13 protein-coding genes are annotated in these 14,782 nt (G+C 65.0%); 9 read left to right on the forward strand and 4 right to left on the reverse strand.

Going from position 1 to position 14,782, the window contains the following annotated elements; genetic code table 11:
• The 7 genes from pedF to MRBLMA1_RS10580 all read left to right on the forward strand — a co-directional run bounded on the left by pedF (position 1) and on the right by MRBLMA1_RS10580 (position 7,281).
• Positions 1-426, forward strand: a complete 426-nt coding sequence (gene pedF / locus MRBLMA1_RS10550; protein WP_363736652.1) for a cytochrome c-550 PedF — start codon at positions 1-3, stop codon at positions 424-426.
• 4 nt (positions 427-430) lie between these two features.
• Positions 431-1,294 (forward strand): substrate-binding periplasmic protein, encoded by an 864-nt coding sequence (locus MRBLMA1_RS10555; protein WP_363736653.1) that lies wholly within the window; start codon positions 431-433, stop codon positions 1,292-1,294.
• Positions 1,295-1,434: 140 nt separating this feature from the next.
• Positions 1,435-3,177 (forward strand): methanol/ethanol family PQQ-dependent dehydrogenase, encoded by a 1,743-nt coding sequence (locus MRBLMA1_RS10560; protein WP_363736655.1) that lies wholly within the window; start codon positions 1,435-1,437, stop codon positions 3,175-3,177.
• A gap of 12 nt (positions 3,178-3,189) precedes the next feature.
• A complete protein-coding gene (locus tag MRBLMA1_RS10565; RefSeq protein ID WP_363736657.1) occupies positions 3,190-3,966 on the forward strand; it encodes a response regulator transcription factor in 777 nt (258 codons plus the stop codon).
• A 163-nt stretch (positions 3,967-4,129) separates the two neighbouring features.
• Positions 4,130-4,594 carry an aminoacyl-tRNA deacylase gene (locus MRBLMA1_RS10570; RefSeq protein ID WP_363736659.1) on the forward strand — a complete coding sequence of 155 codons (465 nt, stop codon included), beginning with the start codon at positions 4,130-4,132 and terminating at the stop codon, positions 4,592-4,594.
• Between the two features lie 179 nt (positions 4,595-4,773).
• Complete coding sequence (gene katG, locus MRBLMA1_RS10575; protein WP_363736661.1) at positions 4,774-6,996, forward strand: catalase/peroxidase HPI; 2,223 nt, start codon at positions 4,774-4,776, stop codon at positions 6,994-6,996.
• 129 nt (positions 6,997-7,125) lie between these two features.
• Positions 7,126-7,281, forward strand: coding sequence for a hypothetical protein (locus MRBLMA1_RS10580; protein ID WP_363736666.1), 156 nt, complete (start codon positions 7,126-7,128; stop codon positions 7,279-7,281).
• A 32-nt stretch (positions 7,282-7,313) separates the two neighbouring features.
• Here the strand turns inward: MRBLMA1_RS10580 and MRBLMA1_RS10585 are convergent, their stop codons facing one another.
• The 4 genes from MRBLMA1_RS10585 to adh all read right to left on the reverse strand — a co-directional run bounded on the left by MRBLMA1_RS10585 (position 7,314) and on the right by adh (position 12,773).
• Positions 7,314-9,536: a hybrid sensor histidine kinase/response regulator gene (locus MRBLMA1_RS10585; protein ID WP_363736668.1), complete on the reverse strand. Its 2,223-nt coding sequence runs from the start codon at positions 9,534-9,536 to the stop codon at positions 7,314-7,316.
• Entirely contained in the window at positions 9,533-10,675 is a 1,143-nt protein-coding gene (locus MRBLMA1_RS10590; RefSeq protein ID WP_363736670.1) for an FIST N-terminal domain-containing protein, read from the reverse strand. Before MRBLMA1_RS10590 ends, MRBLMA1_RS10585 begins: the two co-directional genes overlap by 4 nt.
• A 45-nt stretch (positions 10,676-10,720) precedes the next feature.
• On the reverse strand, positions 10,721-11,122 hold the full coding sequence (locus MRBLMA1_RS10595) for a DUF779 domain-containing protein (protein ID WP_414714708.1): 402 nt from the start codon (positions 11,120-11,122) through the stop codon (positions 10,721-10,723).
• A gap of 130 nt (positions 11,123-11,252) precedes the next feature.
• Positions 11,253-12,773: an aldehyde dehydrogenase gene (adh, locus tag MRBLMA1_RS10600; protein WP_363736674.1), complete on the reverse strand. Its 1,521-nt coding sequence runs from the start codon at positions 12,771-12,773 to the stop codon at positions 11,253-11,255.
• A gap of 139 nt (positions 12,774-12,912) precedes the next feature.
• Here adh and MRBLMA1_RS10605 point away from each other — a divergent pair, with 139 nt between their 5' ends.
• Both MRBLMA1_RS10605 and MRBLMA1_RS10610 read left to right on the forward strand, forming a co-directional pair.
• Complete coding sequence (locus MRBLMA1_RS10605) at positions 12,913-13,116, forward strand: type II toxin-antitoxin system ParD family antitoxin (protein WP_363736676.1); 204 nt, start codon at positions 12,913-12,915, stop codon at positions 13,114-13,116.
• A 159-nt stretch (positions 13,117-13,275) separates the two neighbouring features.
• Entirely contained in the window at positions 13,276-14,772 is a 1,497-nt protein-coding gene (locus tag MRBLMA1_RS10610; protein WP_363736677.1) for a TonB-dependent receptor, read from the forward strand.
• Positions 14,773-14,782 lie beyond the last annotated feature (10 nt).

Below are 14,782 nucleotides of genomic sequence, written 5' to 3' on the forward strand. Positions count from 1 at the left end.
ATGAATCTGGGACGCATTTCGCTGCTGGGCGCCGTCGCCATATTGGGCGCGACCACGGCAACCGGCCTGATGGCGCACGGCAATGTGACGCCGCAGGCGGTCGACACCTCCGCCTTGCCGGACATTGGCGAGGAATGGCTTCAGAAAAACCCCTATAGCGGCAATGCCAAGGCCATAGAGATCGGCCAGTCCGCCTATGGCCAGAATTGCGCCCGCTGCCACGGGCTCGACGCCGAAAGCGGCGGCATCGCGCCGGACCTGCGCTATCTGGAACAGGGCGAATCGGGCGATCAATGGTTCGTCGAACGCTTCCGCCACGGCTCCAGCCATGATGGAAAGGTTTATATGCCGCCCTTCGGGGACGTGCTGGGCCAGAAGGCCGGCTGGGCGATCCGCGCCTGGCTCGAAACCAAGTTCCAGGGCTGAGGCCATGTTCAGCCGGCGTGGCCTGATCGGCGCAGCGGGCGCGGCGATGGCGCTGGGGCTAGGGATGAGGCCCGGCATGGCGCATGCGGCACCGCTGGGCAAGGTCAAGGACCTGGGCGTGCTGCGGGTGGTCGTCTACAGGGACAATCGCCCCTGGTCCTGGGAGGAAGGCGGGAAGCTCGTCGGCCTCGACGTCGATCTGGCGCATGCGATCGCCGGGAAACTGGGCGTGCGCGCCGACCTCGCCCAGCTCGTCGCGGACGAAAGCGTGGACGACGATCTGCGCCATGGCGTGTGGAAGGGCGGACTGCTCGGCTTCGCGCCGGGCGACCTGATGCTGCACATCCCCTTCGACCGGACCTTCGCCGCCCGCAACGACCAGGTGGCGATCATCGCGCCCTATTATCGCGAGAGCTTCCGTCTTGCCGGCATGCCGGACGCCATTGATCTGGAAGCGCCGCCCACCGGATGGCGCGGGCACAGGCTGGCGGCTGAACTCGACTCCATTCCCGACTTCTACCTGATCGGTTCCTTCGGCGGCCTGTTGGCGAAGGATGTCGCGCATTATCCCAGCGGCGCCGAAGCGGTCGCGGCCGTCGCGGCGGGCAAGGCGGACGCCGTCCTCGCCAGCCGCGCACAGATCGAGGAAGGGCTGCACCGCGGCGCGAAGGGCCTTGCCTTGCGCAAGGGGCCCCTGCCCGCCTTCACCTCGCCCGGATGGGACATCGGCATGGCGGTCAGGGAAAACAGCCGCACCCTGGGCGACGCGGTGGAGGAGATCGTCGTCGCCATGGCCGCCAGCGGCGAGATGAAGGCACTGTTCGCCCCCTATGGCGTGGAATGGACACCCGCGCTGGCGGCGGGTTGAGATCGGGCACCTGCCCCTCCCCGTTCCGGAGAGTCGGGGGGAAGGGGCCGACCCAAGGTCCAATTGCTGCGCACAACAGGTGCAATAATCTGCAACGGTCGGGGGCGCCGAGCACGCCCTTTCAACAGAGGGAGGAAAGAATGAAAGGACGTTTGACGCGAGCCCTGTCCGGCGCCGCGATCCTGGGCTTGGCGGTTGCCGCCGCGCCATTGCTGGCCGAAGGTCCAACCGATGCGGACCTCATGAACGACGCGGCGACGCCGGGCGACGTTCTGACCTATGGCATGGGTCCGCAGGCGCAGCGCTTCAGCTCGCTGAAGGCGATCAACGCCTCCAATGTCGCGAAACTGGTACCCGCCTTCGCCTCCTCGCTCGGCGGGGAAAAGCAGCGCGGGCAGGAAGCGCAGCCGATCGTCTATGACGGCACCATCTACGTCACCGGCAGCTATTCGCGCGTGTTCGCCTTCGACGCGCGCACGGGCGAGGAAAAGTGGCAATATGACGCCCGCCTGCCCGAAGCGATCATGCCCTGCTGCGACGTGGTGAACCGCGGCGCGGCGATCTATGGCGACAAGATCATCTTCGCGACGCTGGACGCGCACATGGTCGCGCTCAACCGCCACACCGGAAAGGTCATCTGGAACAAGCAGATCGCGGACTATCAGGCCGGCTATTCGGCCACCGCCGCACCCATGGTGGTGAAGGGCAAGGTGATCTACGGCAATAGCGGCGGCGAATTCGGCATTGTCGGCGCGGTCGAGGCGCGCGACGTCAACACCGGCGAATTGGTCTGGCGCCGCCCGACCATAGAGGGGCATATGGGCACCCTCAATGGCAAGGACAACGGCATCACCGGCAAGACCAACGCCAGCTGGCAGGGCGACCTGTGGAAGACCGGCGGCGGCGCCACTTGGCTGGGCGGCACCTATGATCCGGAAACCAACCTGCTCTTCTTTGGCACCGGCAACCCCGCGCCGTGGAACAGCCATCTGCGCCCCGGCGACAATCTCTACACCAGCTCGACGCTGGCGATCGATCCCGACACCGGCGTCATCAAATGGCATTTCCAGACGACCCCGCATGACGGCTGGGATTTCGACGGCGTCAACGAATTCATCCCCTTCGACGCCACCGTCAACGGCAAGGCGATGAAGCTGGGCGCGAAGGCAGACCGCAACGGCTATTTCTTCGTGCTCGACCGCACCAACGGCAAGTTCGTCAGCGCCAACAAGTTCGTCATGCAGACGACCTGGGCCAATGGCTTCAACAAGAACGGCCGGCCCAACTACAACGACGCCAATCGCCCCGGCGCACCGGGCGAGGCGGCCAAGGGATCGTCGGTCTTCGCCAGCCCCAGCTTCCTGGGCGGAAAGAACTGGATGCCCATGGCCTACAGCCAGGACACCGGCCTCTTCTACATCCCGTCCAACGACTGGGGCATGGACATCTGGAACGAGCCGATCGCCTACAAGAAGGGCGCAGCCTATCTGGGCGCCGGCTTCACCATCAAGCCCATTGCGGAGGATCATATCGGCGCGCTGCGCGCCATGGACCCCAAGACGGGCAAGATCGTCTGGGAATATAAGAACAAGGCGCCCCTCTGGGGCGGCGTGCTCTCGACCGCGGGCAACCTCGTCTTCACCGGCACGCCGGAGGGGTATCTCAAGGCCTTCGACGCCAAGACGGGCCAGGAACTGTGGAAGTTCCAGACCGGATCGGGCGTGGTGGGCAGCCCCGTCACCTGGGAACAGGATGGCGAGCAATATGTGGCGGTGATGTCCGGCTGGGGTGGCGCGGTGCCGCTCTGGGGCGGCGAAGTCGCCAAGAGCTTCAAGGACATCAACCAGGGCGGTTCGCTCTGGGTGTTCAAGCTGCCTAAATAAGGGATAAGCACGATGATCGTCATGGGCCGCGGCAACCACATCCCCTCCATCCGGGCGGTCCCGCCTGGCGCGATGCGGCTTGCCACGGCCCATGACTTGTCCGATTATCCGGGGCAAGGGGTGGGCCAGTATATGGGTGGCGAGGCAATCATGGAGCGGGTACTGATCGTCGACGATCACCCCCTCGTGCGCGACGGGCTGCGCAGCGTGATCGCGATCAGCTTCGACAATTGCGAGATCTTCGAGGCGGCAAGCATGGAAGAGGCCGTCGCCTTGCTGGAAAAGCAGGACAATTTCGACCTCATCCTGCTCGACCTCAACATACCCGATGTCCGCCGCCTGGATGGCCTCAAACTGCTGCGCGATCGTTTTCCGATCCTGCCCGTGGTGATGGTGTCGGGCGCCTTCGACCGCCCGATCGTGCAGGAGGCGCTGGCCGCCGGCGCCGCGGGCTTCATTCCCAAGTCACTGAAGCGCAGCGCCATTGTCGACGCGCTCCATCGCGTGGTCTCGGGCGAGATCTACCTGCCGGAGGCCATGGGCGAGACGATCGCTCCCACCGCGGAGGAGGATGAAATCGCCCGCCGTATCGACAGCCTCACGCCGCAGCAGAAAACGGTGCTGGCGCATCTGGTGCGCGGCCGGCTGAACAAGCAGATCGCACATGATCTCGGCGTGTCGATGACCACCATCAAGGCGCATGTCTCCGCCATTCTCCAGAAGCTGGGCGTGCTCAGCCGCACCCAGGCGGTGATCAAGGCCAATCGGGTGCATTTCCGCGCCGATTGAGGGTTCCAGGGCGGGATCGCTTGTCGCCGGCAAATCTGCTATTCTTCACCTATAGACGGCATTGGCCAGACTCGCCGCCCGCCCTTGTGCCGGCCCCCATTTCCGGCACCGCGCACGACGCCCCGCTGACCATGCCCCCGGGCACAGGCCGATGGAGGATGTCATGGCGATTTCCCAGAGATTGCGCGGCTATATGGACCGCTGCGGCACCAGGTTCGACGAATGGCCGCATGAACCCTCGACAGAGATGGCGCGGGCGGCGCAGGCGGCGCATGTCCCCGGCCGGCAGGTGGCGAAGGCCGTGCTGGTGCAGGCGGGCGACGAATATCTGCTGGCCGTCCTCCCCTCTTCCAAACATGTGAGCTTCAACTTCCTGCAGCAATGGCTGGCCCGCGACGTGTCCCTGGCGGAGGAGCATACGACCGCGGCGCTGTTTCCTGATTGCGACCTCGGCGCGCTGCCCCCGGTCGGCGCGGCCTACGGGCTGAAGACCATCATCGACGACGACATGCTGATGGGTCAGGATGTCTGGTTCGAGGGCGGCGACCATCACACGCTGGTGCACATGAATGCGGAAAACTGGCGGCGGCTGCAAAAGGGCGCCAGCCATTTCGCATTCAGCATCTAGGCGAGCGGCCATCGGGCGGAGTCGTTCACCCCGTTTGAAGGATCAGGGGCGGGCGCCTCCCCTTTCATGCAATAAATTCCATACAGTCATCGGAAAAATAACATGGCCGTCGCAGTTCCCCCTTTGCCGGCCATGGCCTAAAATCCCCCCATCCGGAGAAGCTGAAAGGAACCCGTGCAATGGACGCAAAGACGAGCAATGATCCGTTGGCCTGCCCCATGAAGGAGCCGGCGGCGCTTCGATCCCTGCTGGGGCGCACCAATCGCGACTGGTGGCCCAACCAGCTCTCGCTCGACATTCTCCAGCAGAACGGCTTGTCCGGCAATCCGCTGGGCGACGATTTCGATTATGCCGCAGCCTTCAAGACGCTCGATTATGACGCGCTGAAAAGGGATCTGACGGCCCTCATGACCGACAGCCAGCCCTGGTGGCCGGCGGATTACGGCCATTACGGCCCCTTCTTCATCCGCATGGCTTGGCACTCGGCGGGCACCTATCGCACCGGCGACGGCCGCGGCGGCGCCTCCTCCGGCTCGCAGCGCTTCGCCCCGCTCAACAGCTGGCCGGACAATGCCAATCTCGACAAGGCCCGCCGCCTGCTGTGGCCGATCAAGCAGAAATATGGGCAGAAGCTGAGCTGGGCCGACCTCATGATCCTCGCCGGCAATGTCGCCATCGAATCGATGGGCGGCCCGGTCTTCGGCTTCGGCGGCGGCCGCGCCGACGTGTTCGAGCCGGAAAAGGACGTCTATTGGGGCACGGAGGAATTCTGGGTCGGGCAGGAGGGCAATGAGACCCGCATCCAGCCCGAAAAGAACATGGCCCTCGAAAGCCCGCTCGCCGCGATCCAGATGGGCCTCATCTACGTCAATCCCGAAGGACCGGGCGGCAATCCCGACCCGCTGCAATCGGCGCGCGACATCCGCGAAACCTTCCTGCGCATGGGCATGAACGATGAGGAAACCGTCGCGCTCACCGCGGGCGGCCACACCTTCGGCAAGGCGCATGGCGCGGGCGACGCGTCCAAGGTCGGCAAGGAACCCGAGGGCGCCGACATAGCGCAGCAGGGCCTGGGCTGGCAGAGCGGCTATGAAAGCGGCGTGGGCGACCACACCATCACCAGCGGCATCGAGGGCGCGTGGACGCCCACGCCCCGGACCTGGGACCACAGCTTCTTCCACATGCTGCTCGACTATGAATATGAACTGGTGAAGAGCCCAGCGGGCGCCAAGCAGTGGCAGCCGGTCAATCAGAAGCCGGAGGATATGGCGCCGGGCGCGCACAGCCCCGACCGGCGCGTGCCGACGATGATGACGACCGCCGACATGGCGTTCAAGATGGACCCGGAATATCGGAAGATCTCCGAACGCTTCCGCAATGACCCCGCCGCGTTCGAGGATGCCTTCGCCCGCGCCTGGTTCAAGCTGTGCCATCGCGACATGGGGCCCAAGGCGCGCTATCTCGGCCCCGAAGTACCGGCCGAGGACCTGATCTGGCAGGATCCGATCCCGGCGGTCGACCATCCGCTGGTCGACGCTTCGGACATCGCCTCGCTCAAGCAGAAGATATTGGCGTCGGGCCTCAGCGTGGCTGAACTGGTGACGACCGCCTGGGCCTCCGCCTCCACCTATCGCGGGTCGGACCATCGCGGCGGCGCCAATGGCGGGCGCATCCGCCTTGCCCCGCAAAAGGACTGGGATGTGAACCAGCCGGAGCAGCTTGGCCGCGTCCTCTCCGCGCTGGAGAAGATCAAGGCCGAGTTCGACATCGCGGGGGCGAAGAAGGTCTCGCTCGCGGACCTCATCGTGCTGGCCGGATCGGCGGCGATCGAGAAGGCGGCGAGGGATGGCGGGCGCTCGATCGAGGTGCCCTTCATTCCGGGCCGCACCGACGCGTCGCAGGAACAGACCGACGTGCAGAATTTCGAGGTGATGGAACCGAAGGTCGACGGCTTCCGCAACTATCTGCCCGTGCCGTTCAATGTCCCGGTCGAGGAACTGCTGATCGACCGCGCCCAGTTGCTGACGCTCAGCGCCCCGGAAATGACGGTGCTGGTCGGCGGCCTGCGCGTGCTGGGCGCCAATCATGGCGGTGCGCGGCATGGCGTGTTCACCGACCGTCCCGGCACGCTCAGCAACGACTTCTTCGTCAACCTGCTCGACATGGGCACGGCCTGGAAGGAAGCAGAGGGGCAGAAGGACATCTTCACCGGCACCTGCCGCACGTCCAACGAACAGAAATGGACCGGCACGCGCGTCGACCTGGTGTTCGGATCGAACTCGCAACTGCGCGCCTTGTCGGAGGTCTATGCCTCCGCCGATGCGGGCGACAAGTTCGTGAACGACTTCGTTGCTGCCTGGACCAAGGTGATGAACGCCGACCGCTTCGACCTGGCGGCATGAAGATGGGCGGGCCGCTCCCCGGACGGGGCGGCCTCCCCCTGCTCTCCGATCGTACTAGAACTTTCCGGTAAATTGCCCCTGCCCGGCTTTCGTGCGACACTTCTCACCGCCGTGATCCGGAGATTCGCCGTGCACGATCATCTGAAAGACGCTGCCGACGCGGCCGATCTGACGGACCAGCAACTGCTCGCCATCCGCCGCAGGATCGGCGACACGAAACGGCCCAGCGGCTTCGAACAGGCGGTGCTGGACGAAATGAAGCGCCGAAACCTGCGCCCTTCCTGAATCCGATCGCCGGGCACGGCCCTGTTTCAGCCCTATTTCAACATCGTCCGCAACAGGGCGCGCAACTGCGCCGGCTTCACCGGCTTGCCCAGCAGCGGAATGCCCCAGCCGTCCATCCGCGCCTTCAGCGCCTCACCCCGGTCGGCCGAGATCATCACCGAAGGTACCGCCCGCCCGAAATGGCCGTGCAGCCGCTCGATCACGCCATCCCCGGTCTCGCCGTCGTTCAGATGATAGTCGACCAAGATGACGTCGGGCGCGTCCTCGTCCGCGAAGGCCGCCACCGCCTCCTCAAATCCCGCCGCCGTGGCCACGGCACAGCCCCAGCCGCCCAGCAGCGTGGCCATGCCGGTCTGGATCGCGCGTTCATTGTCGACCACCAGCACCTTCAGCCCGCGCATCGAACGGTCGCTGCGCTGCGCGGCGCCGCCCTCCCCTTCCTCCACCACCGCCCCGCCGCGCGGCACGCGGATCGAAAAGGTCGAACCCTGCCCCGGCACGGATTCCAGCGTCACCTCATGGCGCAGCATGTCGCTCGCCCGCCGGACGATGGCCAGGCCCAGCCCCTTGCCACCCGCGCCCCTGCCCCCATGCGTTTCGAGGCGGCGAAACTCCTCGAAGATCAGTTGCTGCTTGTCCGGGGGGATGCCGGGGCCGCTGTCGGCGACGCTCAGCCTTATCCCCTCCCCCTCCGCCACGCAGGTGACGCGCACCGATCCGCGCTGGGTATAGCGCAAGGCGTTGGACAGGAAGTTCTGGAGGATGCGGCGCAACAGCCGAATGTCGGACCGTACCCAGATCGGCCCTCCTTCGTCGGCCAGACCCTCGACCGTCAGCGTCAGCCCCGCCGAACGGGCCATCGGCGCGAATTCCGTCCGCAGCGTGTCCAGCAGCCGGTCGATGCGGAAATCGCTGATCTCCGGCTGGATCGCGCCAGCATCCAGGCGGCTAATCTCCAGCAGCGCCTCCAGCAGGTCTTCCACCGAATCGAGCGCGGTCGACGTCTGGTTGACCAGCGCCCGTGTGGGCAGCGCCAGCCGCCGGTCGCCCAGCGCCGCGACGAACAGCCGCGCCGCGTTCAACGGCTGCAACAGGTCGTGGCTGGCCGCGGCAAGGAAGCTGGTCTTGGACAGGTTCGCCTTTTCCGCCGCCGTCTTGGCATCCATCAGCTGCGCCTCGATCTGGCGCCGCTCCGCTACCTCCGCCTCCAGTTCCGACGTGCGTTCCGCCACGCGCCGTTCCAGCGTCTCCGCCGTCTCGCGCAGCGCCGCCTGCGCGCGCAGCATGTCGGTGACCTCGGTGAAGCCGATCACCTGCCCACCCCGTTCCATGGCGTTGCTGCGGATCTCGAAACTGCGTCCCCCGGCATGAACCAGCTCGCTGCGATGGCGCGCGCCGCCCCGGTCGAGGCAGCCCCTGTCGTCCATGCCCAGCCGGCCCCGGCACCAATCCAGCAGCGCGGCGTGGGTGCCGCCCTCCTGCGCCCACTCCTCCGGCAATTCCAGCAGCCGTTGCAACGCCTCGTTCCACGCCGCCAGTCGCCCCTCCGCGTCGAACAGGCAGACGCCCTCCGACAGATTGTCGAGCGTCGCCTGCAACACGATGTTGCGCTCGGCCAGTTCGCGCGCCCGGTCGCGGGCATCCTCCGTCTTCACCTCGGTGATGTCGGTATAGATGCCGACGATGCCGCCCTCGCTGGTGCGCAGTTCATTGATCTGCACCCAGCGTCCGTCGGACAGCGCCTGGACATGGCCGCCCTCCGCCACGCTGTGGCGCGCCAGCCGGTCGGACACCCAGCGGTCCTGCCCCACCGGGCGATGATGCGCCGCGGCCAGCCGGGCGATCTCGTCGAAACTCATGCCCTCGCGGATGTGCGCCGCAATCTCCGGCCAGAAACCCAGATAGGCTTCGTTATAGAGGACCAGCCGGTCCTCCGCATCGAACAGCACAAAGCCCTCGTTGACGGAATCAATCGCATCGCGCAGCCGCATCCGCGCCGCATCGGCATGACCATGGGCGGCGGCAAGGTCGGCATTGACCTCCGCCAACTTCGCCAGCGCCTCCTCCAGCTGCGCCGTCCGCTCGCGCACCATGGCTTCCAGCGAGATGGCGGTCTCGAACATCGAAAAGGCATTGCCCGCCATGTCGCTCGACCGTTCGACCCGGTCGATCAGCGCCGCGTTGATCTTGCGCAGCTTGCGGTTCTCTTCCCGCAACGCCTCCAGCTCGGCGGAAGAGAGGGCGACCTCCCTCACCGTCCGATGGCCAGGCCGCTGAATGTCTGGTTGACGTGCAGCGCATGATATTGCTCGCCATAGGTGTTGAAGCCGATCACCCGATGCCGCCCGTAAAGTTCCGACACCGCGCGGCTGATCTGCCGCTGTTCGGCATCGATGCGGTTCAACACGCAATCGAAGGCGATGATCCGGTCCACCGGCCCCACCTGCGCCGCGATGTCCGCAAACAGGGCGTCCATCCGCGCAATCCGGTCCACCGGCTCGCCGACGGTCATCACGATCCCCTCGTCGATCGCGCAATAGAAGGTCAGGCTGCCGTCCGGATTGGCGCTCTGTATCGACCGCACATGATAATCGCCCCCGGCCCGCACCATCAGCGGATGGGCGGCATAGAAGGCGACGCCCAGCGCCTCGCCCCCATGGCCGGCGAGTTTCAGATATTCCTGCGCGGCCGGCTCCGCATTGATCTCGGTCACGATCCGGTCCTGCGGGATGGCGCCGGTGACGACCATCTTCGCCGCGCTCGGCTGGTAATGCTGCGCCTTGAACACATGGATCGGGCGCGGCGTGGAAAGGATCGCCACCACCGCCGCATGGGCGTGGAAGCGCCCGCCATGGAACACCGCCGTTTCGCGAAAGACCAGCCCGTCGCCCGACGACCCGCCGATCAGCGCGATATCGCCCAGCGCGTCCTGGATCGTCATCGTCAGCAATTCTTCCCGGTGCGACAGCCCGTCGACCAGGAACAGCGCGACATGATTGACCTTATCGCCCAGATGTCGGCTTTCCCGTTCCGCCCGCGCCGCCAGCCCCCGCACCGCCTGCCGCGCGGCGGCGGGATCGAAATTCTCTATGTCATCGAAGCAGAGCGAGCTCATGTGAAAGGCCGAGGCCGGAAAGCCGATGACGCTCAGGCTGTCCTCGTCATACCCATTTTCGGTAAGCTCGCCCGAACTGGTGCAGCCGATCGCCACCACGCCCTCCGCGCTGCGATTGACCGCCCGCGCCAGCGCCTCCCGGTCGAAACGGTGCGAACAAAACAGCAGCATCCCGGCCAGCGGCTCCTTTCCCAATTGCCCGGCGACTTCGGCCATGGCCCTGGCCGGATCGCCCGCATGGCTCGACGCAAAGGCGATCTCCGATGCCAGCACCGTCATGTTCCTCTCCCCGCCTGTTCTCCTGTTCTTACTGTCTATGCCTAATCATCCGCCGCGCAAGGGTTCTCCCGCCGCTTCCAGCGCTGCATTCTCCTCATCGCTGAAGACGCGCGACCGCACGATGAAGCGCACCCCCTCCGGACTTTCCAGCGACATGCCCGCGCCCCGGCCCGGCACCACGTCGATGGTCACCTGGGTATGCCGCCAATATTCGAACTGCGCCGCGCCGATCCACACCGGCACCCCCCCGTCCACCTCGCCCGCCACATGGCCCAGCAGCACGTCCTGCCCCCCGACCCTGAACTCGCCCCGCGGAAAGCACATCGGCGCCGACCCGTCGCAACAGCCGCCGGACTGATGGAACATCAACGGCCCGTGGCGCGCCGTCAGCCGCGCGATCAGCGCCTCGGCGCCGGGCGTGGCCAGGACGCGGGGCGGCAGGTTCATCATGATCTCCCTTCTCCCTCCCACCATCGGCACGGAGACGAAAAGGCGGGCGCCCGGGAGAGGCGCCCGCCGGAACCGAAGGCGTGAAGGGGGAAACAATCCGCCTTCGGCATGCGACCCGCCACGCGCCTCAGAAGAACCCCAGCGCCTTGGTCGAATAGCTGACCAGCAGGTTCTTGGTCTGCTGATAGTGATCCAGCATCATCTTGTGCGTCTCGCGCCCGATGCCCGACTGCTTGTATCCGCCAAAGGCCGCATGCGCCGGATAGGCGTGGTAGCAATTGGTCCACACGCGCCCGGCCTGGATCGCGCGGCCCATGCGATAGGCGGTGTTGCCGTTGCGGCTCCACACCCCCGCGCCCAGGCCGTACAGCGTGTCATTGGCGATGGCGAGCGCCTCCGCCTCGTCCTTGAAGGTCGTGACCGACAGCACCGGACCGAAAATCTCCTCCTGGAAGATGCGCATCCGGTTGTGCCCCTCCAGCACGGTCGGCGTCACATAATAGCCCTGCTCCAGCTCGCCGCCCAGATGCGCCCGCGTACCCCCGGTCAGCACCTTGGCACCCTCATCCTTGCCGATGTCGATATAGGAAAGGATCTTCTCCAGCTGGTCGTTCGACGCCTGCGCCCCGATCATCGTCGCGGGGTCGAGCGGACTGCCCTGCACGATCTTCTGCACGCGGGCGACGGCGCGCTCGATGAACTTCTCATAGATGCTTTCCTGCACCAGCGCCCGGCTCGGACAGGTGCAGACCTCACCCTGGTTGAGCGCGAACATCGCAAAGCCTTCCAGGCATTTGTCGAAATAGTCGTCGTCCGCCTCCATCACGTCGGCAAAGAAGATATTGGGCGACTTGCCGCCCAGCTCCAGCGTCACCGGGATCAGGTTTTCCGAGGCATATTGCATGATCAGCCGCCCGGTGGTGGTCTCCCCGGTGAAGGCGATCTTCGAAATCCGCTTGCTTGTGGCCAGCGGCTTGCCGGCCTCCACGCCAAATCCGTTGACGACGTTCAGCACGCCTTCGGGGATCAAGTCGCCGACCAGGTCCATCAGCACCATGATCGACATCGGCGTCTGCTCTGCAGGCTTCAGCACCACGCAATTACCCGCCGCCAGCGCCGGGGCCAGCTTCCACGCCGCCATCAGGATCGGGAAGTTCCAGGGGATGATCTGCCCCACCACGCCCAACGGCTCATGGAAATGATAGGCGACCGTGTCATGGTCGATCTCCGCGATCGAACCTTCCTGCGACCGCACGCAGGCCGCGAAATAGCGGAAATGGTCGATGGCGAGCGGAATGTCGGCCGCGGTCGTCTCGCGGATCGGCTTGCCGTTGTCGATCGTCTCGGCCATGGCGAGCAGGTCGAGATTCTCCTCCATCCGCTGCGCGATGCGATTGAGGATGTTGGCCCGCTCGGTCGCCGATCGCTGGCCCCAACCCTCCTTCGCCTTGTGCGCCGCGTCGAGCGCCAGCTCGATATCCTCGGCGGTCGAGCGAGCGATCTTGCACACGCTCTGGCCCGTCACCGGCGAAAGATTGTCGAAATATTCCCCGCGAACCGGCTTCACCCATTGGCCGCCGATGAAATTGTCATAGGTGTCGCGAACCAGCGTCTTCCCCGCGAACCGCGCCATTGCCTGCTGTAACATCCATCCTCTCCCGGACTCGTCTGAAAGTTGGGAACAGGATGAACCTTTTGCGGAAAGGGACAATTAGACCTTGGGTCGGGACTGGTGAATTTAACAAGAATTGGCGGTCCTTGGCATATTCTGGACAAGGAGTCCGCCCATGGCCACCATGAACATTTCCCTTCCCGATCCGATGAAGCAATGGGTCGAGGCGCAGGCCGAAACCGGCCGCTACAGCAATGCGAGCGATTATGTGCGCGACCTGATCCGCCGCGACCAGGTACGCAAGGACAAGATCGCCCGGATGCAGAGCCTCGTGGACGAAGCCCGGTCGTACAAGCCGGCCGGTCGGTTATCCCCGTGACATTTCCATGCGACGCCATATTTCGGCTGTTGCGAAGCTCTCTCAGAGTGAGGCATCACGTTAATTGCCCTACTGCTTGCAGAACCGCAGTGGCCCCGCAAGAATGGGAGTGAAATCCGGCAATTCTGACCTTCAAGGCGGCGGCCCTCAGGGTTCACATTGAACAGAAGGCCGGATGGAAGAACGGGAAGCATCACGACGAGTGGATCCCAGCACAACATCGCTCTGAACCTGCGCGGTGAACTCGGCGGTGCCTTCCTTGCCAGCAACTCGCCGATCTCACTGGCAACAGGTATCGAATATTCGCAGCGACAAGGCCAACCAGACATCGGATGCCCTGTCGCAGACGGTCAACAGCTTCACCGGCATCCTTGGCGCGCCATCGGCCCAGAACGGCGCCAAGGCGCATTCCGCTTCTTCAATCCGCAGCCGTTCAGCGGCGCGATCAAGGTGGTTGAGGGCTATCTGGAGGTGGCGGTTCCGCTGGTCGAAGGCAAGCCGTTCTTCCATCAGCTCGATCTCAACGGAGCCGTCCGCCACGCGAGGTACAGCGCAGATGGCCGGGTCTACACCTTCGCCAGAGGTGTCTCCACGTCGGCGCCTTCGTCCAGCTCATTCGATGCGACGACCTGGAAGCCTGGCGCCAACTGGGCGCCGGTCGACGACATCCGTTTCCGCCTGACCCGCTCGCGCGACATTCGGGCGCCTTCGATGATCGACCTCCATAACGGCAGCCAGTTCTCGAGTGCCACCATCACCTTCGGCGGAAACACGATTCCACTGTTCCAGCTGACCCGCGGCAACCCGAACCTGACTCCCGAAAAGGCGGATACTCTTACTGCCGGGGTGGTACTGAAGCCCGGCTTCCTTCCCGGCTTCCAGGCATCGATCGACTACTACAAGATCGACGTGAACAACGCGATTGCCGGGTTGCTGGCCCAGCAGCAGGTCAATCTCTGCGCGGCCGGTGATCAGACCTTCTGCGCCTTGCAGAGCCTGTCAAACGGTGCGCTCACGGTCATCACGCCGCCGTTCAACCTCAATCCGCAGCGGGTCAAAGGCTGGGACATCGAAGCGCAATATCGCACAAATCTGGGATCGGGCCAGTTAGCCCTGCGCGGCTTTGTCAACATCAACAGCGCCGATTACATCCGTCCCGCCGTGGGGTCCGTGATCAACCAGCGCGGCGCTGCGACCAATCCGCGCTGGCGCGGGATCTTCCAGATCAACTACAATTCGGACAGCTTCGGCGTGTTCCTGCAGGAACGGATCATCGGCAAATCGCTGATCGATGCCAACCTGGTCGAAGGGATCGGCATTCCCGAGAACGATATCCCGGCTGTGGCCTATACCGACGTGACCCTCACGGCGAAGGTCATGGAGCGCTTCGAGGCCTTCCTCACCATCAGTAACCTGTTCGACAAGGATCCGCCGCCCTCGCCGAAGCCAACGACGACCTTCTCAATCCCCTATTCGGGCGCCTATGACACGATTGGCCAGGCGTTCACGTCGGGGTTCGCGTCAAGATGTAGAAACCCTGCCGGGGAGCACCTATGCCCGCAGTCGGGGAACTTCCCTGGCTGCGGGTTTCTTATTCCGGGGATCGAGTGCCGATCATATTGTGGGAGGGCGTGCTTGTGGTTCATCCAGTCGTGAGGGTCGCTCT

The sequence above is a fragment of the Sphingobium sp. LMA1-1-1.1 genome (assembly GCF_040676365.1).
GTDB lineage: Bacteria > Pseudomonadota > Alphaproteobacteria > Sphingomonadales > Sphingomonadaceae > Sphingobium.